Raw genomic sequence first — 1,752 nt, forward strand, 5'->3', positions numbered from 1 at the left:
GACGTCCCCCGGCAGGCGCGCTCCTCGCGCCGCCTCCGCGTCCCGGCCGTCGCGGTCATCGCGGCGGGGACGCTCGCCGGGTGCACGGGTGCGGTGCCCGTCGAGGTCGCGCCCTACGCGGCCGACCCGCTGTGCGCCGAGGTGGTACTCGCCCTGCCGCGCGACCTGGGCGAGTTCCCCCGCCGCAGCACCACGAGCCAGGCGACCGTGGCGTGGGGCGACCCGGCCGACCCCGTGGTCCTGCGGTGCGGCGTCGAGCCGCCCGGCCCGACGACGGACCGCTGCGTCAACGCGGACGACGGCGAGACGAGCGTCGACTGGATCAGCATCCCCGGCGACGAGACGCCCGACGGCGCCTGGCGGTTCACGACCTACGGCCGGGTCCCGGCGGTCGAGGTCGTCGTGCCCGCCGCGGTCGCCGAGACGAGCAGCACGTCGTTCATCCTCGACCTGGGCCCGGCCGTCGCGAGGGTCGAGCAGACCCGGGCGTGCCTGTGAGGGTCGCCCGGACCTCTAGCGCAGCCCGGTCGTCCGGGTGAGCGCGAGCTGGAGGAGCTCGTCGATGAGGTCGGCGTAGGCCAGGCCCGAGGCCTCCCACATCCGGGGGTACATGGAGAACGGCGTGAACCCCGGCATGGTGTTGATCTCGTTGACGAGCACCTCGCCGCCCTCGGTCACGAAGGTGTCCACGCGCGCGAGCCCCTCGCACCCGATCGCCTCGAACGTCGCCGCGGCCAGCTCGCGCACCCGCGCCTCGACCGCCGCGGGCAGGTCCGCGGGGCAGCGCAGCACCACACCCGCCTCGTCCAGGTACTTGGCCTCGAAGTCGTAGAAGGCGTGCTGCGGGTCGACGACGACGATCTCCCCGGGGACCGAGGTCCGCGGACCAGCCCCGTCCCGTCCTCCGAGGACCGCGCACTCGATCTCGCGGCCGACGACGCCCGCCTCCACCAGCACCTTCGGGTCGTGCTCCGCCGCCACGCGCAGCGCGTCGGGGAGGTCCGCGAGGTCCGCCACGCGTGTGATCCCGAGGCTCGAGCCCGCGCGCGCGGGCTTGACGAACACGGGCAGGCCGAGCCGCTCGACCTCGGCGGTGACGCCCGCCGGGTCGGCCGCGAACCGACCGGGGCGCACGACGACGTACGGGGCGACGGGGATGCCGTGGCCCTCCAGCACGACCTTCATGTAGTGCTTGTCCATGCCGACCGCCGACGCGAGCACGCCGGCGCCGACGTACCGGATCCCGGCCAGGTCGAGCATCCCCTGGATGGTCCCGTCCTCGCCGTACGGCCCGTGCAGCAGCGGCAGCACCACGTCGACGTGACCGAGCGACCGCGCCGCCCCGTCCGCGGGCAGGCCGAGCAGCTCGCTGTCGTCGGTCGCCAGGGGCACGACCACGGCCGCGCCGGCGTCGTCGTCCGTGACCTCGGGGAGGCGACCGTCGGTGATCGACCACCGGGTCGGGTCGTCGGCTCCCAGGACCCAGCGGCCCGCGCGCGTGATGCCGATCGGCACCACGTCGTAGCGGTCGCGGTCGATGGCGCGCAGCACGCCGGACGCGGTCACGCAGCTGATGCCGTGCTCCCCGGAGCGGCCGCCGAAGACGACGGCGACCCGCGGGCGCCGGGGGGCCGTCCCGTCGTCGACGGCGGTGTCCACCGCTGCGCCGGGGGTTCCGGGGAGGGTGTCGGGGCGGGGGGCGGGTGTGGCGTCCATCGCGCCCGACCCTACCGGGCACCTCCGGGCCGCCGG

General features: G+C 75.9%; 2 protein-coding genes. One reads left to right on the forward strand and one right to left on the reverse strand.

Going from position 1 to position 1,752, the window contains the following annotated elements; all coding sequences use genetic code 11:
* Positions 1–498: DUF3515 family protein (locus N866_RS18120; protein ID WP_342668451.1), on the forward strand; the 498-nt coding region annotated here is incomplete at its 5' end.
* Between the two features lie 15 nt (positions 499–513).
* Here N866_RS18120 and N866_RS18125 read toward each other — a convergent pair.
* Positions 514–1,716 carry a D-alanine--D-alanine ligase family protein gene (locus N866_RS18125; RefSeq protein ID WP_081802806.1) on the reverse strand — a complete coding sequence of 401 codons (1,203 nt, stop codon included), beginning with the start codon at positions 1,714–1,716 and terminating at the stop codon, positions 514–516.
* Between the last annotated feature and the right edge of the window lie 36 nt (positions 1,717–1,752).

The organism is Actinotalea ferrariae CF5-4 (assembly GCF_000603945.1).
GTDB classification, from domain to species: domain Bacteria; phylum Actinomycetota; class Actinomycetes; order Actinomycetales; family Cellulomonadaceae; genus Actinotalea; species Actinotalea ferrariae.